The following is a 21016-nucleotide window of genomic DNA, read 5'->3' as shown; positions in this document are numbered from 1 at the left end:
TTAGACCGAACAATCATAAAAAAAGCCCACTGGCAATATTTCACCATGTGGGCTTTGAAGTCAGAAAAAATCCCTACCAGTCATTTCTGTAGGGAAAATCTGTTTTTGAAATTAACCTAACATATCTTTGACTTCGTTTCTTTCTTCTTTTAATTCATTGTGAGTGATATCAAATTTTTCCTTACCGAAAGCATTGATCTCAAGACCCGTTACGATCTCTACTTTTTTACCATCAGATTTGAGTGGGTATCCAAAGATAAGACCTTTGTCTACACCATACTCACCATTAGAATGGCAAGCGGCACTGAACCAATCTCCTGGTTTTGTTGGTGTCACAATGTTATGCACTGTGTCGACCACTGCATTGGCTGCAGAAGCAGCGGAAGAAGCTCCTCTTGCAGCGATGATAGCCGCACCACGTTTTTGCACAGTAGAGATAAAATCTCCCTTTAACCAAGCATCGTCACTGATCAGGTCAGTTGCTGGTTTTCCTTTGATTTTTGCATTATAAAAGTCTGGGTATTGAGTCGCTGAGTGATTACCCCAAATTGCAACATTAGAAACATCTTTTACAAGAACTCCCGCTTTTTGTGCCAATTGAGTTTTTGCACGATTTTCATCAAGACCTGTCATCGCAAACCATCTGTCAGACGGAACACCTTTTGCATTATTCATTGCAATGAGTGCGTTTGTGTTACATGGGTTACCTACAACAAGAACTCTTACATCACTTGCTGCATTTTTTTCGATCGCTTTCCCTTGGGTAGTAAAAATACCACCATTGATTTTGAGAAGGTCACCACGTTCCATTCCAGCTTTTCTTGGAACTGACCCAACAAGAAGAGCCCAATTGATATCACGGAATGCTTCATCTAAACTAGAAGTAACAGATACTTTTTCGAGTAATGGGAACGCACAGTCATCCAATTCCATGATGACACCTTTCGCTGCAGGGAGCGCTTGTTCCAATTCTAATAACTGGAGTTCGACAGCTGTGTCAGGTCCAAACATTTGTCCTGAAGCGATACGAAATAAGAGTGCGTATCCGATTTGTCCGGCAGCACCTGTTACAGCAACTTTTACTTTTTTGCTCATATAATTTTTCCTTTTTGGTTTATAATCCTTTATTGTTTCAGTTCTTTTTGGATGATCTCATCAAAGTTTTCAAAAGGTAAGGCACCCGATACAAAGATCCCATTGATAAAAAATGCAGGTGTTCCACTGACTCCTACTTTTTGTCCATCTTGGATATCGGCATCGATTTCAGTTTTTAACTTTGATTGGTCTTTCATACAAGTTTGGTATTTGTCCTTGGACAATCCTGTTTTTAATACCAATGCATCTACATTTGATTTACTTAAATTACCGCTGTTATCAAATAAAACATTAAAAACATCCCAATACTTTCCTTCTTCGATGGAACAGTTTGCAGCCATGTGAGCATACATTGCGTCTTGGTGGAATGGGAGAGGGAAATCACGGAATACCCATCGGATTTGCCCTTTGTATTTTTCTCGGAGTTGGCGATTCACATCTTGGCTACGTTTACAGAATGGACATTCAAAGTCTGAAAATTCAATCACTGTAATCTTTGCATCTTTTGGTCCCATACTTGGATTGTTTTTTTCATCCACAGTCACTCGAATTGCTTCAGGTTCTTTGATTAAAAAATCAACTGGGTATTTCGTGATGATCTCACGGTATTTGTTTCTGCTATGTTCTTGTTCTTGTTGGTTTTTTAAAAATCCAACAATTTTATCTTTTGTTTCAGCGAGAGATTTCCCACCTAACTGTGCTTTGTTAGACATATATACGTTTAAGATTTCTTCTTCCGAAGGTTCTCTTAAAACCAATCCTTCATTTAAAACTTCAGAAGGTTTGATGTTTTTTTCTTTTGCAATTAATTCGAATAATTTGTCCTGAGCAAATTCACCAAAGGTATTTTTGAGAAGGGCTTTGTATTCAGATTGGAATTTGGAATAAGCAATCGGTGAGGAGTCTTTCACGTCACTCAAGTCGTATTTTTTTCCACCGATACTCACTGCATCCTGGGTGATGTATTCTTTCACAAAAGAAGGAACACTGACTAAAAAAAGCACGGCAAAGACCAAATTGGTCCCTATGAAGATTTTAGAGATGGGCGAAGCCATCCACGATTTAAAATTATTTTCCATCTCTGCCAGCTTCCCGGCCATAAAGCGGGCAATCAAACGGAAAAATCCTAAAAAATGTTTCGATTTTCGCTAAAGCGAACCTCGATTTGACCGAAAATCTGAGGGAGGGAAAAGGAAAGTTTTTTCTTCAATTGCCGATCCTGAACACGGAGGTTTGGGAACTATGAATACAATCAATATCCAAGGGAATCCTGGCCTATCCATTCCCCCCACCCTTCCCACTCAAACGGGAAAACAGTCGGAGGAAGGAAAGGAATCTTTCCCTAAAAAAACAAACAACGAAGTGGCCGTAAACGAAGCCAAAACAAAATCAGAACCAAAAGTAAAACCAGAGGATTTGGTTTTAAAACCGACACCAGCTTCTCTGGAAGAAAAATTAAACCAAATCATTTCTCCAGAGGAAGTGAAGGACCTTCTTTCACTTGTGACTAGGACTCCTCTACCGGAAACAAAAAGCCATAAGGTTGATACAAAAAGGTAATTTTGTTTTTAAGCATTGCCATTTTAGATAGTTTTGTCCTAGTCCTCAGTGGTGTGCTTACAATCTCCATTTTAGGACTGGGATTAGTTGTGTACAACCAATTCATCCATCCCATTTTTATGCGAAAGGAATCAGATCGATTTATCCCTGTCCAAACAGGTGATAAATATGATTTAGTAGTCGATGAACTTTCCAGATTTGCAAGTTTCCATGTTGGTTGTAAAACAGGACAATTGGCAACACGTTGTAATGCCATCACAGAAGATCATTTGATTTTCCAATTTAAAAAAAGTAGAGATAGCGAAGATTATACGATTACCGTTTTAAAAAATGGACCCAGTTTTTATAAACCTCCAAGAATGGAACATTATGGAAAAATGGAATCCAAAGAAACCTTTGATTCTTATGAGATCATTGGACACCCCGCTGAATTTAGGATCTCTGATAAAATTACAAAAGATAGAATGGTGAATTATATCGAAATTTCACTCACATCTTCCTTTTATTTCAATCGCTCAGGAAAAGAAAGAATGAAGTTTACCTTTGAAGTTGGTAAAATCCAACCGGGGATCAACAGAAAAGTTCGGTTTCGAGGTGATGTTTATGGCTTCGGTAAGGAAGAAGGAGCGGAAGAAGAATAAACTCCGAAAAACAATGCAACCAATCGATCAGAGGTTAGAGAGATAACTCATTTCATTTTGATTCTTACGCCTATTCCATCAGGTTTTACCCTGCGAAATTGATACGTGATCCCAGAATCCTTCATGATCTTTGAAACTTTTGATTCCAATTCATTTAATTTTGATTTTAAGGCCTTTCGTTCTAAAAAAATAAGTAAACTTGGACCAGAACCTGACAAACAATACCCGATCCCTTCCTGTTTTAAAGTATCAGCTAAAGGAAAAAGTGGAGATGAGTTTGGAATTCGATAGGGAGTATGCATCTTGTCTTCCAAACCGACCAGTAGATCACAAAACTTACGTTTATCTAGGAAATGCATCCAAGCCCCTATTCGTGAAAGGTTAAATATCACATCTGAGGTAACATAGGACTTAGGTAGAGTTTTTCTTGATTCTTCTGTCGAAACAGAATACTCAGGAGTTAGGACAAAAATGGAAACAGAAGATGGGAATTTTTTTCGGAAATAACGTAATGTCTCACCAAACGTAGAGTAAGCGAAAACAAATCCACCAAGGTATGCGGGAAGTGTATTGTCAGGATGGCCTTCAAATTCTGCTAAGTATTGAGTGAACTCTTGTTCTGTTGGCAATGATTCGGGATTTAATCTTTTGTGGACTTCTTTGGCTAAACAGAGTCCAGCAACAATCGCGGATGCACTAGAACCAAGCCCACCCTTTAAAGGTAATGCCAATGTCATTTTACAATGATAAGGTGGAGGTGTGATATCTTTTGCAAATTTCGAAAAATAAGACAAATATGATGACAAAACCAAATCTTCTTTTTGGGAGAAAGGTAATGTTTTTCCGTTTTTCAATTCGGTTTTGGTTTCTGTAATTTCTTTAGAAAATTGGAATTCGAATTCATTATGGATGTCAAGGGCAAGGCCCATGAGGTCAAACCCAGGACCTAAATTAGCAGAAGTTCCTGGCACTTTGATGTGAATCTTTGGAAGGCGAACCATCGTTTCGCCCAGGCTCTAGGATTCGGTTCGGAAATCAACCGAACTTTCGGGATTCAAATTGTTCTACGGCATTGAGTCCACCAAGTACAACTGCAGGAATCCCTTGGCCTGGATACACGGTGTCACCTGTCAGTAAAAGTGTTGGATCTTCCGATCGATTGGATACCATTCGAAAAGGATTAAAAAAATAAAAGGAAGGGATTCCTCCCACACGTCCCCATTGGCGTCCAGTCCAGGTTTGCCACGTAACAGGTGTTGCAGAATGATAAAACAGGATATTCGTAAGTTTGAACCAATCTAAGTTTTTTTCCAAAGCAGATAGAATCAGGGATTCGAATTCTTTTTTTCGTATTTGGTATTCTTTGTCACGTTTCCAATTCTCAGGATTTTCTAAATGAGTCGAAACTGATAAGATCCGAATTCCCTCTTTGGATCGAAGTTTGTCTTCTGGGTGTGAAATGGATACAAATACCGATCGCCCTCCTCCGTGGGGAAGAGGTGATTCCAAATGGATTTGGTGGTGGAGGCATTCCTTTTGCAGCGAATGTTCGGGTGAACTAACTCGAATGGCTATACCCATGGTAAAGGCTCCCCATATCCCTTTTTCCATTTGTTTGGCTTTCTTTTCCAAAATTGGTAAATTTTCGGAGATTTTGACTAGGTTCCAAATCGGAAGGTTTGATACGAGGGTAGGTGCACAAAAAACTGAATGTTCTCGATTTTTTGTTTTCACTTCCCAAATCGTTTTAGGATTAGATGAAAAGGAATAACGACCACCTAACCTTTCTTGATTGGCGTGTTCAGAACGATTGTCCCAAACCTTTTTGGTTAAGTGGATCACTTCCTGTTTTGGAAGGTAATCTCCTCCCAATTCCCGTAATCGTTTGATGAGAGTTTGGGATAGTTCCAACATGCCACCACTCACTATATAATTTTGTAAATTTGGATAGGTAAGTCCTGCTGCTGCCATGGCAAAAGGCGCATTGATTGAAACGGATTGGTTTGTGATAAGAAGTTGCTCATCCAAAAACTGATTCCACTCTTCATTTTTGTGTAACCAAAACAACTTTTGTACAAATCGTACGGTTACTAGCGAAAACAGAAAAACGATCACATCATATGGCCGAAACTTTTTTAAACTGATAAAAACATCACGAAGGTTTTGAAACGGAAACAGTTTGTATCTTGCCGACAAACTCCAAAGTTGATCCGAAAGAAAAAAACACAATTTCCAAAACAAAACCATACGGAATCCACCACCAAACACACGCTTGGCTTCATTTATCCATAGAGTTCTATCTTTAAATCTTTCAATGGTTTTTCCGCGAAGGTGAACCACCATTGACCTATCGATTGGTAGGATTGGAAATTGGATTCCCAGTTCTTTTGTGAGTCGGTCCATGGGAAGACCTGGTTCAAAACCAACAAGAGTTGTGGCCCCAGATTCAAACAAATATCCATTTTTCCAAAAACTGGAAGCTGAACCTCCAGGAGAGTTACTCTTCTCGAGCACGAGAACCTGTTTGCCTTTGTTTGCAAAAGATAAAGCGGCAGTGAGACCACCAAGCCCAGAGCCAAGGACAATGACATCCCATTCTTTTTCCATGTAACTAGTAGACTGGCATAAAAATCGAATGGGAAAAAAGTTTTAGTTTAGATGATTTGAACTATTACTCCGACCAAAGTTTTTTGAGATCACTTGCAATGTTCTTTTGCATGGCTTCATTTGTTCCACCACCAATGCTAAGAAGGATTGCATCCCTGTGGAGTCTTTCAACAGGGTATTCTCGGCAATAACCATAGCCACCTAGTACTTGTATGGCGTTTCTTGAAACTCGTTCTGCCATTTGTGTTGCTACGAGTTTTGCAGATGCAGCTCCAAGAGAATTACGAACATCTGGTCCCAGTTCGCTTGCAACTTGGTATACAAGGGCTCTCGCTGCTTGGTAATCTGCGTAAGACTCTGCTACTAACCTTTGGATTTGTCCAAACTCCATTAGTTTTTTTCCAAAAGCCTCTCTATGACGGACTGTATAATCACACATGATGTCCACACAACGACGAGCAATCCCAAGTGACTGTGCTGCAAGTGTTACCCTTTCGATTTCTAAATTACGCATCATATGAGTGACGGCACCGTTTTCATTCCCAAGTAAATTTTCTTCAGGGACTTCCATATCTTCAAAAACAAGTTGGGTTGTGGGAGAAGAACGCATTCCCATTTTTTCTTCTTTTTTACCAACCGAGAAACCTTTGTAAGACGACTCTATAACAAATGAAGTCATTTTTTTTGCATTTTTGTCCAACTTTGTGTAAAGAACAAAAACTTGGCCAACAGAACCGTTTGTGATGTATTGTTTTACACCGTTAATAACGTAACGATCTCCCTTTTTAATAGCATGGGTTGCCATTCCGAGGACATCAGTTCCCGCACCAGGTTCTGTCATACCCATTCCACCAATCCATTCTCCTGTGATGACTTTACTGAGGTAACGGCTCCTTTGCGAAGCATTGGAACTATAAAAGAAATTGTTCACAAATAAAACTTCATGAGCCAAATAGGAAAGTGTAAATCCTGGATCAAAACGACTCATCTCTTCATGGATAATGACAGAGGCAAGAGGATCAAGTCCATGCCCACCCTCTTCTTCCGGTACTGTGATTCCAAAAATTCCAAGTTCGGAACCAAGTCGTTTGAATAACATCTCATTAAACGATTCAGTTTCATCATTCTCTTTCGCTTGTTCGTCTAGTTCCCGTTCTGCAAATGATGCAACGGATTGTCGTAGGGCTAAATGGTCTTCTGTTGGATTGAATAAATCAAAAGAAGATTTTTTGGTCGTAAGAATGCTCATAGAGAAGATTTTTCCGTACTTTTCCTGAAACTGTAAACGAAAAAATCAGAGTCAATTGTCCTCATTTGCAGCATTTTATACCAAAAAAGAACATCATATTAACGAAATATGACAAATGAAAACTAAAATCTTCGTAAATCACCTAACATATATTAACAGATATTTCTTTGCTGACACATCTTTTTTTGATTGGCTACAATTGTTACTAGAAAGAGAACATCCACTACCTTAGTTTAGGATTTCTACTTACGGAAATTCCCTAAAAATAAAAATGGATCTAAAAACAAAGGAATGAATTTACAATTTAAGGAAGAAGATACATCATCGCTTAAACATTCATGAAGTTTAGTTCGTCGAATGGGTGTAGTTTCCAATGAGCACAAATGATACAAATATAGTACCTAGAGAAAAGCTCGCAAAATTTGAGTTAACCGAAGAATCATTAAATAGTTTTCGCAAAAACCAAAACATACCACTCGATTTATACAATAAAGACGGACAAATTTTAATTCATAAAAAAAGAAACCCAACAGAAGCAGACTTTGGTAAACTACTGAAGTTTGAGATGCAAGGGGTTTACTTTTTGATCTCTGAATTAAAAAAATCAAAACCTAACGGTGCAGAAAAACCTTATTTAGAACCAGGAAGAACTACAAAACTTTTAGACATTGAAAAAACTTCTCGCTTCGCCAAACAATCGCAGGCGCTAATTGAAGATTTACGCAAAACATCCTTCTCATCTGACCAAGCAGTGTTTGTACAAAACTCTGTAAATGAACTTCTCACAGATTTTACAAGTAACCCAGATTTTGAATTGGGAATTTTTAACATTTTAGAAATCTTAAGTGTTGCAGGTGTTTCTGTTGAATCAGAGCTTATGACGAAACGTACAGTTGTGGCAATGGGTATGAAGGTTCGTACACGTAAAATTGTCAACGAAGGGAAAGAAGAATCCAATAAAAAAGACCACTTGAGCCTTATGATGGCGAGTTATTTGATGGATGTCGGGTATTCAAGGCTTGAAGTCAAACAAACTCCAAAACTCACAAAAGAAGAGTATGCTGTTGTCCAACAACACCCCATCATTAGTTATTTAATGACCTTACCTGCACCCGAAGTTGAATCTCATGTACGAACTCTGATTCTAAACCACCATAGACCTTACAGAGGCAATGGGGTGAACAATAACTTCCCAGACCCAAGGTCACTTTTCACCAAACTCATGTCAGTTCGTGATAAATACAACAGAGAAGTGGGAAAAGAAAGGATCACACAAGATATCGAACTACAATTGCACTTACAAGAAAACAATGTCACATCTTCCAGTTTTGAAGAAGACATTGCAATTTTATCTCTGGCAAGTGAATATGCTTCCCTAACTTCCAACCAACCTTGGAGGCCAGCTTTTAAATCTTCTACTGCACTCAAGATGATTCTAAACGATTCGTTTTTTTCCTATAGCAATAAAAACATTCGCCACCTTCTTGATTATGTAGGAAGTTCCCTCACCAATAACGAAAATATCATTAACTTTGGTGACTTTGTGATCACAGCTTCTGTGGATTCAGAAAAACGTGCTCACTTTGACATTTGCCTTGTTTTGGATGTAGGGAGATACCAAACAAGACCCAAACTCCAGAGGATTTGTAGCATAAATCCTGTGTTCCAAAAAGGGATTAAATTTAAAATTGCAGACTTTGATTTAAAGAGCATCAAAATTGATCGTAGAAAAGCCATCATGGATTTGGCCCTACAAGCTGGAACCACACGTGTGATTTATATCATCGATCCAGAATTGAATCCCGCCTTACACGAAGCAGTTTACAAATTAAATTTAAATACTTAACTCACAGGTTTTGATAAGCATATAGATTGATTTTTTGTTCCCTTCCAGGGAGTAAAACACCTTCGTATTTTTGCCATTCAGATGGTTTTCCAATTTCATCCCAAACTACTTCAGAAATAAGTAAAGGAAAACCTATTTCTTTACACGCCGATTCGATCCTTGATGCCGTATTGACAGTATCACCAATGACTGTGTATTCCATTCTTTCTTCTGATCCAATGCTCCCACAAAACACTTCACCAGTATGGATGCCGATTCCAATTTTTATCTCGACTTGCCCTTGGGATTTTCTTTCCACATTCCAAAGTTTTAATTCGTTTAACATTGCGTATGCGGCATTCACAGCATTTTTAACATCTTCCCCTGGAATTTCAGAAGGGAGTGGAGTTCCAAAGGTAACCATGACAGCATCTCCAATGAATTTATCCAAACTACCTTTGTTTTGGAAAATGACACGAACCATTCTCCGACGAAATTCTGTTAAGAATACAGATAATTCTTCGGGATCCAAAAGTTCGGAAAACTGAGTAAAACCTCTAATGTCACTAAATAAAACCGTTACCTTTTGACGTTTTCCTTTGCCAATGACTTCTGGGTCGGAAACGATCTCAGATACCAAATCAGGAGAAAAGTATCGTGAAAGTGTTGTCTTTTGTGTTTCAGATGCAGCAAACTTTAACAACATCCTGAGACTACGAAAAATTCCATATGATATCGCAAATACTAAAATCAAAAAAATCACAGGTTTGGAAACAAGCGCATCCAAAAGAATGATATCATCACCTAACACATAACTTGTCCAATCCAAACTGACTTGTGCATCAGGATCAAGTAAAGCCACTGTGATAAAGGAATAATAACTAATGAGAAAACAAACAAAGGTAAAAACAACCAGAGAAAATCGGTATTGGAACAAACACAACGACAGAGGTAACAAATAAAAGATCATAAGGGGGGTTTTCACCAAAAAATTGGGATTCCCATCTCCTTTGATCCAATACCAGTTTAGGATGGTCATTGTAATCAAAACATTGTCTACAAACAAACTAATGTAGTCATATTTTGTTTTCCACTTACTATCTTTTTTTTTCAGAATATGCAAATGTACAAATGTATTCAGAAAATAGAAACTAATGGCAATGAAGTTGACCAAATAACCCCATATGGTATCTATATTACTTAGGTTGGCAAAAGCACTAGCAATGAGGGCAAATCCAATGACATACCGAAATCGAACTGCAAACAAAGCACCCATTTCTTCTTCTTCTAAGAGTAATTCTGACATATACTTGGGGAATTGGTCACGGATACAGTATACAGAATAAATGGCGTTTCGAATGGACCTGAACATTGGCATACATATCAGACTACGAAAGTTTTTGTGGCAAGGGAATTTTCTTTTTGCCTTTGGATTCCTTCTGGGAATAGATGAACTATGTTCCGAATCAAAAACATAAATCGGGCATCTAAAGGTTTATTCACTTTTTCTTATCTGTCTTTTGATATCGTGTTTTCCGTTTTTGCGAATCTATTTTTTTTCAGACATTACTTCCAAACCAAACTTAACCTGAGCTTAGTCTTGCTTTATCTGACTTCTGTTTGGGCCTTGTATTTGACAGACCACCTATGGGATGCCAGAAAAGAAATTGCTCCACTCTCACTTCGTTCCCAGTTTTATTTGCAGAACCAATCCAAAATCCAATGGGCCATCGCGATTTTATGTTTATCGGCTCTCGTATTTGGTTTTGTTTGGGAATGGGAATTTCTGCGCCAGAACCAAACCTATCTTTTTTGTTTTCTAATTGTCCTTGTCCTTGTTGTGAAACAACTCTCTCCCGTTCCCAAAGAAATTTTGGTTTCTGTTTTTTATACTTGGGGGATCCTCCTTCCATTCTCAAATGCGAAAGGATTCCCTTTGATCGTTGTGAGTTTTTTCCTCCATGTACTCGCCAATGTCTTACAGACCTACCAAATTGACAGAGAACGGGACAAAATCCAAAATACAATCACACTGAACCTTTGGCTTTCTCCCAGTTTGGCAAAAGGGTTGGCGATATTGGTTTTCCTCTCGGGGTTTAGCTTCCTATGTTTTGGTTTTGGTTCCCAAACGATTCCATTTGTTTTTTTCTCGGGGATGGGGCTTTCCTACTTTTGGCTTGGGGTTACGTGGTATATCTTCCCAAAACCATCCTTGCAAAAGTTGTTTTCCGAACTTTCCTACCTACCGATGTTTTTACCTCCGATCATTTTTTTCTTCTCTGGACTCCGCTAAAAAATAAGGTTGGGTATATGTTATTTCTCTTTTTGCATATTTTCCTCTTTTTACTCCTTAGCTCACTCTACTGGTTCCGCTTCCGTTCCCAGGCAGAAGGTCCCAAGGGAAACCTTCTCATTGAAATCCAAAACGCTGGTAAACACTGGAAAGAGACTCCCCACCTAGTACTCGTACTCGCTTTTATCCTTTTCCTCCTCCTTCCCTTGGTCATTGGTTTTCAATTTTACCTCCGGTCCGATGCGAATGTCCTCGTTGTCATTGTTTGGATCATTTGGGCTTATAATTGGAGCAAATACAGCTTCTTCCGAGAATAAATTACTTCCCTTATGACTTCCCTCTCGTTTTCTGGTCTAAGGTAATCCACGAAAACGGGGTTAAGGAATGAAAATTGTTGTTCTAGTAAAGCAGGTTCCGGATACGGAAACCAATATCAAGGTCGGTGACAAGTCGATCAACGAAGCTGGCGTAAAATGGATCATCTCTCCTTATGATGAATTTGCAATCGAAGAGGGAATCAGAATTCGTGAAAAAAGCGGTGGAGAAGTCATCGCAGTGTCCCTCGGCCCAGACCGTGTCGTAGAAGCACTTCGCACTGCCTACGCTATGGGTGTGGACAGAGCCGTTCATGTAAAAGTGGATGACTATGTAACTTTTGACTCTACATACACTTCCGAACTTCTTGCCAATTTCATCAAAGCTGAAAATGCAGATGTAGTGATCGGTGGTCGTCAATCCATCGATACTGACAGCTCACAAGTAGTTGTTCAAATTGCAGAGAGATTGAATGTTCCTCACGTAGCAATGGCTCTCAAACTCGAGTTTGATGGCAAAAAAGTAACTGCAACTCGCGAGATCGAAGGTGGAACTGAAGTGGTTGAAACTTCTGCTCCTCTTGCTGTGACTGCGCAAAAAGGTTTGAACGAACCAAGATACCCAAGTTTAAAAGGAATCATGTCTGCTAAGAAAAAACCAGTCGATGTGAAAAAACCAGAAGAACTCGGTGCAACTGGTTCCAAACTCGAAGTTGTTTCTCTTGAACCACCTCCTCCACGTATCGCTGGTCGAAAACTGGAAGCAGCAGATGCACAAGGTTTTGCATCTCAACTTGTAAAAGCTCTTCGCGAAGAAGCGAAGGTCATCTAAGGAGACGAACATGGCTGATGTTTTAGTAGTTGGTGAATTAAAAAACGGCGAACTTAAAAAAATCTCAAAAGAACTTACCTCTGCAGCTCGCAAAATTGCGGATGCAATCGGTGGTAAAGTTCATACTCTCATCATCACTGACAACGTTGACGCGTTTGCAGGTGATTTGAAAGCAGTTGGTGCTGATGCTGTGATCGGTGTAAACCTTGGTGAATTTTCACCTGAAGGTTATGCAAACGGTATTTTTGCCGTGATCCAAGAGAAAAAACCAGCAGTGGTTCTTATGCCACACTCTGCTCAAGGAAAAGAATACTCTGCAAGAGTTGCGATCAAAGCAAATGCTGGAATCGTAGCAGATGCAGTAGGTCTTTCTGTTGACGGAGGTAAAGTGGTAGCAAAAAAACCTATTTACTCTGGTAAAGCGTATGCGAACTTCAAAGTGTCTTCTGACATCCAAATGTTCACTGTTCGTGCCAACTCACAAGAAGTAACTCCAAAAGAAGGAGCAGGTGCGATTGAAAAATCTGGCGCTTCTGCTGGTGAGGTGAGAACAAAATCACTTTCCAAAGACCTTTCCGGGGGAAACAAAGTGCAGTTAGCTGATGCTTCTATCATCGTATCTGGCGGACGCGGAATCAAAGGACCAGAAAACTGGCCTATCATCCAAGACTTAGCAGACACACTCGGTGCAGCACTTGGTGCTTCCCGTGCGACTGTAGATGCGGGATGGATTTCTCACTCACACCAAGTAGGACAAACAGGAAAAACTGTCTCCCCTAACTGTTACATAGCTTGCGGAATTTCCGGAGCCATCCAACACTTAGCGGGTATGGGATCCTCTAAATACATCGTTGCGATCAATAAAGACGGAGATGCTCCGATCTTCAAAGTTGCAACGTATGGTGTTGTCGCTGATTTGTTTGAAGTAGTGCCTGCACTGACTTCTGAATTCAAAAAAGTATTGGGTTAATTCCCAATACGAACCATCTAACTTTGAGAAATTTCCTTCTCAAAATCCAGATCGTTCTCTTTTTCTCTGTCCAATGGGGTTCTCTTTGGGCAGAGGATGGACGAGATCGTCTCAATGCCGTCATCGGCAAAATGAACTCCCTTGAAAGTTTTCGCGCCTCTGTCACTCTAAATGGTGGCCTCACTGGCGTTGTGTCTTACAAAAGCCCGAACCAACTCCATGTTAGGTTCAGTGATGGTAGGATCATCTCTTCCAATGGTAGAATATTATGGTTCTACAATCCTGATTCCTCAATTGCAGGGAAACAAGACCTAAAAGGTGTTTCAGGTGGTCTTGGAGGATTATTATCTGGATATGAAAATGTGACTGTTAGTGGCAGAACATTTCGCCTTACATCTACAACCAAACGTTTTAATGAAATCATTTTAGTCGTCTCTGAGAACGATCTTCCCCGTGTTCTCAAAATGAAACGTTCCGACGAAGAAATCACAGAAATTGCTTTTTCTGGCATTGCTACCAATATTGGTCTCGGAACAGGACTCTTTAACTTCCAACCTCCCACAAGCTCACAGATTGTTGAGAACCCTCTCAACCAAAAGGAGTAATTGTGACACCAGTTTCTCGTACCGAAGCGCATCGTGTTTTTGCGGATTTGTACCGCAAAACCAGGACACCTGAGCACCAACAACTCATTGATGAAGCGATTTTAAAATCGAATGATGTCTTCATACGGATTGACCTCATCCGTAAAGTGGACGAAGACTACGAAAATAAAAACAAACCCAAAAAAGAAGACAGTCGTGACCGTGGATTACCAGAAAGGGAACAACCAAGAAGGGAAGTGATTTCTCGCACATCTACTCCCGATCCAAAACCAAAACGATCAAGTGATTTAGTTACGATAGACAGTGCCAAACAAAAACAAAATCCAACAAGGAAAAAGGCCACCGAACAGAAACAAGGTGGAGGTCTACTTGCAGGTCTATTTGGTGGTGGGAATAATACAAACAGTTCCATAGGTAAATTTGCCAAAGAAACGGGAACCATTGATATTGGTTTATTTGGTAGAAATCCCGCGATCTCAAATAACGTAGAACGGATTTTTCGCGGACTCAAAGAAGATGTCCTCATTCCAACCATCCAAGCCCTCCGTGTTTCAGAACAACAAGGTTGGAGGATTTGGACACCACTCGTTTATAATATCATCAATAATTTTAATAAGTTTTTTAATGCCTTTGCATCACTTGATGCGCTCATCTTGGATAAAATTTCTGCAGATATTTTCTTGGAACGTTCTCTCAAAATGCAGATGTTTTATGTACGCTTTTTACAAAGAGATGATGCAAAAGATATCATTTTGTCCAACCTACCCGACATCGTGAAGATGGATGAAAAACTCACACCCAAACTAAACAAAATTATGGAAGGTGTGAACTATGCGATTAATTTAGAGAACAACAAACCAAAGTTATCTGATGCGATCACTGCTTTTTATATAGTAGCAAAGAAAAAAATGTTCACCTGGCCAGAGATTGTTACTGACTTACGAGTTCCTCCCATCCAAGAACATAAATTCCAAGCCGCTCGTGAAATCCAAAAAGAAGTGGAAATCACCGTAGCCAAAATTTCTGACGATATCAACACTAGAACCTTCAAAAAGGAAGAATTACAAAATCTTAGATCCAGGTATTTTTCCATTGATGATAAAGGAAAAATCAGTTTTGATTTTTTGAACCAAGTTGTAGATGATTTTATGGCTCATCATATGCCTGAATCGGCAAAAAGCCAAACTGTTAAAAACAGTTACAAATCGCAACCCCACCGCCTTGTTTACTTATTACTTCGCGACTTACAAACAGTTTATATCAATCTCATCGAAGGTTATGTTCGGTTAGGTGATAAAAACCAAAACCAAGAACTTCTCATCATCCAACCTGGTCTTTTTAGAAACGAAATTGACCAACTCAATACACTCGTTCGAACCATAGATAATTTTAATAAAAAATTCCCAAGTTTCCAATACAGTTTCCAACAATATGGGATGGATTATAGCACAGGGAATGCTGCAAGTGATCAAATTGCTGGACCAATTGTCCAAGCCCTCCAAGATGCATCTGAATTTTTTGGAAGTTTTGCAGGAAAACTCAATATCATCATCGAAAACCACCTCATGGCAAAGGTGACTGAATCAAAAGGAAAATCAAACGACAAAATCATTTCTACAAAAGACAAAGTCATCGAAGAAGTGAAAATTGCCCAAAGGTTTATCCCTCACTATGACAAAGCAGTTGTAGCAAAAGAACGAATCAATGGAATGAAAGTGGAAGATGTTTTCATTCAATTTACTAAGTATTTGTATAATTATGCTGTTATCTTTAAAGACCCAACGACTACATCCAAACTAACAGCTCATAGAAAAATTGAACAAGAACTGATCAAACTCAATAAAGAATACGAAAGGCTTACCTACTCTACTTTTCACAAAGATAGTGGGAATCCAGAACCAACGTCAGGTGAGACAAACAGTTCGGAAACGAGTGAAACTAACGAAACAACAGGGGAAGAGGAAGATACTTGAGAGTTCTCACAGGATTACAACCGTCAGGAAAATTACATTTAGGAAACTACTTCTCAGCGATCAAAAAAATCTTAGATTACCAATCAAGGGAAGAATTATTTTTATTCATCGCAAACCTTCATGCATTAACTACCTTTCGTTCTAAAGAAGAACTAAAAGACTACACTTTGGGTTGTGCTATCGACTTACTGGCACTAGGTGTTGATCCAAACAAATCTGTTTTTTGGGTTCAAAGTGATGTTCCCCAAGTCACAGAACTTACTTGGTATTTATCACAATCGATTACAGTTTCGCAATTGCAACTTGCCCATTCTTTTAAAGACAAAGTTGCCAAAGGATTTGTTCCAGGTGCTGGTCTTTTTACTTATCCGATCTTAATGGCAAGTGACATCTTACTGTTTTCAGCAGAAAAAGTTCCTGTCGGGAAAGACCAAAAACAACATTTGGAATTTGCTCGGGACATTGCAGAAAAATTCAACTCACAATTTGGATCTTTATTAACGCTCCCTGAACCGGACATTGATGAAAACACTGCAACGGTTCCTGGTGTAGATGGTGCAAAGATGTCTAAATCGTATAACAATACGATTGATTTTTTTGGTACAGAAAAAGAGATCAAAAAGAAAGTGATGTCAATTGTCAGTGATTCAAAAGCCATCGAAGAGCCAAAAGATCCAGACCAGTCCATCATTTACCAAATTCATTCTTTATTCTTAACGAATTCTGAAAAAGAAGTACAAAAACAAAAATACAAACATGGTGGATTTGGATATGGGGATTTAAAAAAAGACCTCTTAGAATCCATACTAAATCATTTTGCACCTTTCCGATCCAAAAGAGAAGAACTCTCACAAAACTTAGATTACGTTCATTCTGTATTAAAAACAGGAAAACAAAAAGCACAAGAAGTTGCGGAACAAAAATTAAGCGAAGTGAGAAACACTCTCGGCATTTATCCTTTCTAAATTTAAAAGAGACCAAGTTTTTCATTTTTGGACCTCTCTCTATGTGAGAGTCAATACAAAACTACTTCCTAATTCTAACTTTGGATGGTTTTGTTTTGGAATTTGTCTTACTGCTACAACATTCAAAATTGGAAACAAAATCCCTGGGATTTACGCCTTTCTCTTTTTGTTCCAACTTCTATTCTTTTGCCTACTCATAATCCTGCCACCAAAGCTCACAAAAAAATACAATCATCGAATCCCTTGGGTGATTCTTGCATCGTTTCTATTTTTACTCTTTGCCGAACCGAACCAAACACTCTCACAAAAATTTCCAAAACTTTTTTTTCGCGATTTTTTAAAACAGGAACTAAACAGATCGCCACTCTCTCCCTTTGAATCTCGAATTGTTTTGGGTCTTGTGACTGGTTCGACAAAGGAAATCCCGAAAGATTTTAAAGAACTAGCAAAGGAATCGGGCATCTTACACCTATTTGCTGCCTCAGGACTCCATTTAGGAATTTTTATTGGATCCATTCAATTTTTAGGAAACTTAATTTTTTCCAAACACCGATGGTTATCCATCCTCCTCTCACTTGGTTTTGGTTTTCTATATTTATATGTTTTAAACTTTCCTGTCTCCTTTGTTAGAGCTTACCTCTTTGCATTTTTGACATTAGTCTCCTCATTATTTTACCGCAAAATCGCCGTTAGTGATCTACTGATCATATCCTCTGCGACCATTGCCTTTTTTTGTTTCTCTGATTTTTTAAGCATTGGATTTTTACTCTCATTTAGTGCAGTTTTTGGAATCTTTTATCTCAAACCCAGTTTGGACCAGATGGTTTTAAAAACTAACAAATCCTTCTTGAAGGAAAATTTTACACTGACAATTGTTTGTTCCTTATGTACGTTCCCAATTCTTGTGTATTATTTTCACTCTTACTCATTTGGAGGGATTTGGATCAATTATTGTCTGGTTCCACTTGCTGGAATCTTACTTCCTAGTTTGTATACGACACTTCTCCTCCAAAGTTTTTTACCAAGTTCATTCTCCCTTATTTTATCGCATTGGATTTGGATTCCGGCAAGTTACCTACTTTCCCTTTTTTTAAAAATCTTCCAATCCTTATCAAATTTCGAACGAGCTTACAAAGAATGGAAAGCGGAGACAAACCTTCTATTGGTTGTTTCAATCCTTCTTATTTTGATCCTTGGGGGTCTACATCGATACAACCTTAACCAAAACAGAATCACCAATCGATTGATCCTTTGTGTATTGTTTCTATTTTTTCCATTTAGTTTTTGGTACGAGGAAGTTAACTCTCTACCAATTCTTACCCAATCGGGCAAAGGTTATTTTACAATCACTCTCGAGAACAAAATGTATCTTTATGGAAATTGTTCTCCTCACAAACGGATCGGGCTCCCAAAAACAATCCATCCAATCAAACAAATCTTATTTGAATCCGAAACCTGTTTGCAAACGGTTTTACGACTGCAAAAAAAAGAAAAAATTAAGGATGTGATTTTTTTTGAATCACATGTTTCCCCTTTCATTCGGCAATTTAAAAAACAAGGAATCCAAATCCAATCTTCACTCCGATTGGGTAACGATCTCACAAAGGATGTAACATTATTTCGATTTGATGGCAATCCGAAGGAAGTGAACTCCTTATTACGTGCTTTAAAAGAATCAGAAAAATTCAAATCCTTACCAAAATGGAAGGGAATCCTTGTTCTCGATTTCCCTCCTTGGAAAAAAAAGGAAGCAAAAGAATGGATCATCTACCAAAAACTACTTGGGATTTCTAACGCATGGAAAATCATCATCGTTGAGGATCAATTTGAAATCTCCTTATTCCACTATCTCACAAATCCAAACCTTCTTTGAACAAAAAGGAATCAGGGCCCAAAAAAAATTTGGTCAAAATTTCCTAATTGATAATAACATTGTGGAATACATTGTAAATACAGCAAAACCTTTGTTTGCTGAAGATGATGTTTCTTTGGCAGAAATTGGAATTGGCCTTGGAACTTTAACCTATCCAATTTTGAGTTTAGGAAAACATACTGATTTATTTGAAATTGATTTTGCTTACATAGAATTGGCAAAGGATGAAATTTTACCTAAGTTTCCGAAAGCAAATTTATTTGCAGGTGATGCCTTAGAAAATTTACACCATATTTTTCCGAAAAAAGTTTTTGTATTTGGAAACCTACCTTACCACCTCACAACAGAAATCATCAACACACTGATCATCCATTGCCGAAACTTCCAAGGTGGAATTTTTATGGTACAAAAGGAGTTTGCAGAACGACTTGTGAAAGAAACCTCTTCTCTCTCCGTATTTTTATCTGCCTTCTGCGAAGTGAAATACCTAAAGACAGTCCATAAAAATTGTTTTTTTCCCATTCCCAAAATCCATTCCGCTCTCATTTTACTCTCTCCCAAAAAAGAAAAGGGAAAACAGCACTGGTCTCCTCAATCAGAAGTGGAAGTGGAAATTTGGTCTCGCATGTTACGAACTGTGTTTTGGGGCAAACGAAAACAAATCCAAGTGAGTTTACGGGAATCTCCCTTTTCCGAGGATCCCATTTTCCGTGAGGCACTGGCAGAAGCATTGGTCCGTTCCGAAATCCCTCCGACCAAACGACCTGAAGAATTGAACCGTGAACAATTTCTGAATCTTGGTCAACATTTACTTGACATTTTGTCAAAATGATGTCAAATATAGTCCGCTATGTTTGAGAATTTCACACCCCCTCCCATTGTAACGTATGCCATCCCCGTTTTTTTCCTTTTGATTGGCATTGAAGTGTACATCGGTTACCGCAGGAACAAAGACCTGTACCGGTTGAATGATTCGATTGCCGATTTGAGTACGGGAATCATTTCACAAATTTGGGGCCTTTTCCAAAAGGGTGTGGGTTTATATGCCTATTTTTATATCTATGAACACTTTCGATTTTTTGAATTTGCCATGACAAACCCTTGGGCATGGGTGCTTTGTATTGTCGGTCAAGATTTCTGTTATTATTGGTCACACCGCTTAGCACATGAAGTGAATTTCCTTTGGGCAGGGCATGTCATCCACCACCATAGTGAAGAATACAACCTTGTGGTTGCCCTCAGACAAACTGGTCTTGGTGGCCTTGTGACTTGGGTATTTTATGTACCACTTGCTCTGATTGGGTTTCATCCATGGATGTATCTTGCCAGTGGACAAATCAATCTTATCTACCAATTTTGGGTACACACAAAAGCAGTTGGTAAAATTGGAAAGATTGGTGAGTACATCCTTTCGACACCTTCTCACCACCGAGTTCACCACGCGATTAACCCGATCTACATCGACAAAAACCATGGTGGGATTTTTATCCTCTTTGACCGAATGTTTGGGACTTTCCAAGAAGAAACAGAACCTTGTGTGTATGGAACCGTAAAACCACTTCGCAGTTTTAACCCTGTGTATGCAAACTTCCACTACTACTGGGAACTTCTAAAACAAGCCTTTGCCGCCGAATACTTTATGGATAAAATCCGTGTCTTTTTAAAACCACCAGGTTGGTACCCAAGGCAAGGAAACCAACCAGCTGGATTTTTACCTATCCCTGAAGTAAGTCCAAATTCGTTTCAAAAGTATGACCCAAAACCGGCTACGGAAGTAAAAACCTATACAACCACTTGGTTTGTTTTGGTCTTACTACTCTCGTTTGCGTTTTTACTCTTTGTTCCGAAGTTCAGTTTTGTCTCTCAAGTCCTTGTTACCATTTGGGTGACACTTTCCCTTGTTTCCATCAATGCACTGATTGAAAACAAAACTTGGGCGGGAGCCCTTGAGATTACAAGATTACTCTTTGGATTTTTAGTGCTTGGTTACTTCGATGTCAATTGGGCTTATTATGCCATTGGCATTGTTTGTTTGGTGATTGCTGGGATTTATCTCTACCGCACAGGCCAACAGAAAACACAAGCTACCTCCTAATCAGAACCAAAAGAAAGGATCGAAAACCAATCGGTCCTTTCCCTTCTCATTTTCCCTGTTTCTAAAACCATTCCATTCTAATTAACAACGTTAATTTTTCATTTCCTTCCAAGAAAAGG

At 38.8% G+C, this 21016-nt stretch carries 19 protein-coding genes; 13 read left to right on the top strand and 6 right to left on the bottom strand.

Translation table 11 applies throughout. The annotated features are described in order from the left end of the window. Nucleotides 1–111: 111 nt before the first annotated feature. Nucleotides 112–1095 carry a malate dehydrogenase gene (locus ND812_RS08285; protein ID WP_265375066.1) on the bottom strand — a complete coding sequence of 328 codons (984 nt, stop codon included), beginning with the start codon at nt 1093–1095 and terminating at the stop codon, nt 112–114. Nucleotides 1096–1124: 29 nt separating this feature from the next. Continuing rightward, on the bottom strand, nt 1125–2174 hold the full coding sequence (locus ND812_RS08280; RefSeq protein WP_265375065.1) for a DsbA family protein: 1050 nt from the start codon (nt 2172–2174) through the stop codon (nt 1125–1127). 163 nt (nt 2175–2337) lie between these two features. On the opposite strand from ND812_RS08280, the gene ND812_RS08275 reads away from it, so the two are divergent. Both ND812_RS08275 and ND812_RS08270 read left to right on the top strand, forming a co-directional pair. Beyond that, the gene (locus ND812_RS08275) at nt 2338–2655 is read left to right on the top strand and encodes a hypothetical protein (protein WP_265375064.1); all 318 of its coding nucleotides are present in this window, start codon (nt 2338–2340) and stop codon (nt 2653–2655) included. Nucleotides 2656–2657: 2 nt separating this feature from the next. Continuing rightward, nucleotides 2658–3296, top strand: a complete 639-nt coding sequence (locus ND812_RS08270; protein WP_265375063.1) for a hypothetical protein — start codon at nt 2658–2660, stop codon at nt 3294–3296. Between the two features lie 47 nt (nt 3297–3343). On the opposite strand, the gene thrB is transcribed toward ND812_RS08270, so the two are convergent. From thrB to ND812_RS08255, 3 genes are all read right to left on the bottom strand, one after another. Further along, nucleotides 3344–4297 (bottom strand): homoserine kinase, encoded by a 954-nt coding sequence (thrB, locus tag ND812_RS08265; protein WP_265375062.1) that lies wholly within the window; start codon nt 4295–4297, stop codon nt 3344–3346. A 34-nt stretch (nt 4298–4331) separates the two neighbouring features. Continuing rightward, a complete protein-coding gene (locus ND812_RS08260; RefSeq protein WP_265375061.1) occupies nt 4332–5903 on the bottom strand; it encodes a phytoene desaturase family protein in 1572 nt (523 codons plus the stop codon). A gap of 64 nt (nt 5904–5967) precedes the next feature. Next, a complete protein-coding gene (locus ND812_RS08255) occupies nt 5968–7152 on the bottom strand; it encodes an acyl-CoA dehydrogenase family protein (RefSeq protein WP_265375060.1) in 1185 nt (394 codons plus the stop codon). A gap of 373 nt (nt 7153–7525) precedes the next feature. Between ND812_RS08255 and ND812_RS08250 the strand changes: the two genes are divergently transcribed. Then, entirely contained in the window at nt 7526–8998 is a 1473-nt protein-coding gene (locus ND812_RS08250; protein WP_265375059.1) for an HD domain-containing phosphohydrolase, read from the top strand. 1 nt (nt 8999) lies between these two features. Here ND812_RS08250 and ND812_RS08245 read toward each other — a convergent pair whose 3' ends face one another. Next, nucleotides 9000–10349, bottom strand: a complete 1350-nt coding sequence (locus ND812_RS08245) for an adenylate/guanylate cyclase domain-containing protein (RefSeq protein ID WP_265375930.1) — start codon at nt 10347–10349, stop codon at nt 9000–9002. A gap of 84 nt (nt 10350–10433) precedes the next feature. Between ND812_RS08245 and ND812_RS08240 the strand changes: the two genes are divergently transcribed. From ND812_RS08240 to ND812_RS08195, 10 genes are all read left to right on the top strand, one after another. Next, nucleotides 10434–11270 (top strand): prenyltransferase, encoded by an 837-nt coding sequence (locus ND812_RS08240; protein WP_265375058.1) that lies wholly within the window; start codon nt 10434–10436, stop codon nt 11268–11270. A gap of 17 nt (nt 11271–11287) precedes the next feature. Then, nucleotides 11288–11587: an LIC10362 family protein gene (locus ND812_RS08235; protein ID WP_265375057.1), complete on the top strand. Its 300-nt coding sequence runs from the start codon at nt 11288–11290 to the stop codon at nt 11585–11587. 67 nt (nt 11588–11654) lie between these two features. Next, complete coding sequence (locus ND812_RS08230; protein WP_100727621.1) at nt 11655–12416, top strand: electron transfer flavoprotein subunit beta/FixA family protein; 762 nt, start codon at nt 11655–11657, stop codon at nt 12414–12416. Between the two features lie 10 nt (nt 12417–12426). After that, the gene (locus tag ND812_RS08225; RefSeq protein WP_265375056.1) at nt 12427–13386 is read left to right on the top strand and encodes an electron transfer flavoprotein subunit alpha/FixB family protein; all 960 of its coding nucleotides are present in this window, start codon (nt 12427–12429) and stop codon (nt 13384–13386) included. Nucleotides 13387–13409: 23 nt separating this feature from the next. Beyond that, nucleotides 13410–13991 (top strand): LolA family protein, encoded by a 582-nt coding sequence (locus ND812_RS08220; RefSeq protein ID WP_265375055.1) that lies wholly within the window; start codon nt 13410–13412, stop codon nt 13989–13991. A 2-nt stretch (nt 13992–13993) separates the two neighbouring features. Then, nucleotides 13994–15964: a hypothetical protein gene (locus ND812_RS08215; RefSeq protein ID WP_265375054.1), complete on the top strand. Its 1971-nt coding sequence runs from the start codon at nt 13994–13996 to the stop codon at nt 15962–15964. Next, nucleotides 15961–16929, top strand: a complete 969-nt coding sequence (trpS, locus tag ND812_RS08210; RefSeq protein WP_265375053.1) for a tryptophan--tRNA ligase — start codon at nt 15961–15963, stop codon at nt 16927–16929. Before ND812_RS08215 ends, trpS begins: the two co-directional genes overlap by 4 nt. A gap of 43 nt (nt 16930–16972) precedes the next feature. Beyond that, entirely contained in the window at nt 16973–18802 is a 1830-nt protein-coding gene (locus tag ND812_RS08205; RefSeq protein ID WP_265375052.1) for a ComEC/Rec2 family competence protein, read from the top strand. Further along, a complete protein-coding gene (rsmA, locus tag ND812_RS08200) occupies nt 18756–19634 on the top strand; it encodes a 16S rRNA (adenine(1518)-N(6)/adenine(1519)-N(6))-dimethyltransferase RsmA (RefSeq protein WP_265375051.1) in 879 nt (292 codons plus the stop codon). Before ND812_RS08205 ends, rsmA begins: the two co-directional genes overlap by 47 nt. Before the next feature lie 18 nt (nt 19635–19652). Further along, entirely contained in the window at nt 19653–20897 is a 1245-nt protein-coding gene (locus ND812_RS08195; protein ID WP_265375050.1) for a sterol desaturase family protein, read from the top strand. Nucleotides 20898–21016: the final 119 nt, after the last annotated feature.

It is taken from the genome of Leptospira limi (genome assembly GCF_026151395.1).
Classification (GTDB): domain Bacteria; phylum Spirochaetota; class Leptospiria; order Leptospirales; family Leptospiraceae; genus Leptospira_A; species Leptospira_A limi.
This window is presented reverse-complemented; position numbering and strand designations above follow the sequence as displayed.

What these genes read in the sequence shown, in the direction of transcription:
- ND812_RS08235 (WP_265375057.1), top strand. Translation starts at nt 11,288, where the DNA reads ATGTTATTTCTCTTTTTGCATATTTTCCTCTTTTTACTCCTTAGCTCA.
- ND812_RS08230 (WP_100727621.1), top strand. Translation starts at nt 11,655, where the DNA reads ATGAAAATTGTTGTTCTAGTAAAGCAGGTTCCGGATACGGAAACCAAT.
- ND812_RS08245 (WP_265375930.1), bottom strand. Translation starts at nt 10,349, where the DNA reads ATGTTCAGGTCCATTCGAAACGCCATTTATTCTGTATACTGTATCCGT.
- ND812_RS08240 (WP_265375058.1), top strand. Translation starts at nt 10,434, where the DNA reads ATGTTCCGAATCAAAAACATAAATCGGGCATCTAAAGGTTTATTCACT.
- ND812_RS08255 (WP_265375060.1), bottom strand. Translation starts at nt 7,152, where the DNA reads ATGAGCATTCTTACGACCAAAAAATCTTCTTTTGATTTATTCAATCCA.
- ND812_RS08280 (WP_265375065.1), bottom strand. Translation starts at nt 2,174, where the DNA reads ATGGAAAATAATTTTAAATCGTGGATGGCTTCGCCCATCTCTAAAATC.
- ND812_RS08285 (WP_265375066.1), bottom strand. Translation starts at nt 1,095, where the DNA reads ATGAGCAAAAAAGTAAAAGTTGCTGTAACAGGTGCTGCCGGACAAATC.
- ND812_RS08195 (WP_265375050.1), top strand. Translation starts at nt 19,653, where the DNA reads ATGTTTGAGAATTTCACACCCCCTCCCATTGTAACGTATGCCATCCCC.
- ND812_RS08260 (WP_265375061.1), bottom strand. Translation starts at nt 5,903, where the DNA reads ATGGAAAAAGAATGGGATGTCATTGTCCTTGGCTCTGGGCTTGGTGGT.
- ND812_RS08275 (WP_265375064.1), top strand. Translation starts at nt 2,338, where the DNA reads ATGAATACAATCAATATCCAAGGGAATCCTGGCCTATCCATTCCCCCC.
- ND812_RS08225 (WP_265375056.1), top strand. Translation starts at nt 12,427, where the DNA reads ATGGCTGATGTTTTAGTAGTTGGTGAATTAAAAAACGGCGAACTTAAA.
- ND812_RS08250 (WP_265375059.1), top strand. Translation starts at nt 7,526, where the DNA reads ATGAGCACAAATGATACAAATATAGTACCTAGAGAAAAGCTCGCAAAA.
- thrB (WP_265375062.1), bottom strand. Translation starts at nt 4,297, where the DNA reads ATGGTTCGCCTTCCAAAGATTCACATCAAAGTGCCAGGAACTTCTGCT.